We start from the raw sequence: 572 nt of genomic DNA on the forward strand, positions 1-572 counted from the left end.
CGATGATGATGAAGCCGCCGGTGATCGGCACGCCGGCCACCGCCAGCGCCCAGGCGGAGGCCGCGTTTTCGGTCGGGTCGAGGCTCGCCAGCCTCAATGGCGGCGTCGTCAACGCGCTGCTCGGCGGGCTGCTCGGCACCGACATCTCGCTCAGCGTGATGGATTACAGCGCGCTGGCATCGGCCGATATCGACGTGCTTTCCTTCACCGACGCGTTGGCGACGGAACTGCGGCTGACGGGCGTGAGCTATTCGGACGTGCTGGCTTCGAAGGCCACAGTCGGCCAGATCGCCACTGCCATGGCCGATGTCCCCGGGCTCGACCGCACCTCCAAGCTGGCGCTGCAGACGATGGCGGCCGGCGCCACCAACATGGTCAAGATCCCGCTCAGCCACCTGATCGATCTCGGCTCTGTCGGCAGTCTCGGCGTCGGGCAGAAGCCGGCCGGGCTGACCGTCGCCGCGAGCGCCATGAGCATGGTGACGGCGGCGGCGGCACTTGCCAACGGCACCAACCAGGTACAGGTCAATCTCGGCGCGACGATACCGGGCTTGACGTCCACCACGCTCAGC

General features: G+C 68.0%; 1 pseudogene. It reads left to right on the plus strand.

The features are described 5' to 3' along the window. A pseudogene (locus EN742_RS37075) lies at positions 1-572 on the plus strand (hypothetical protein); the annotation flags it as partial.

The organism is Mesorhizobium sp. M4A.F.Ca.ET.020.02.1.1, assembly GCF_004022645.1.
GTDB lineage: Bacteria > Pseudomonadota > Alphaproteobacteria > Rhizobiales > Rhizobiaceae > Mesorhizobium.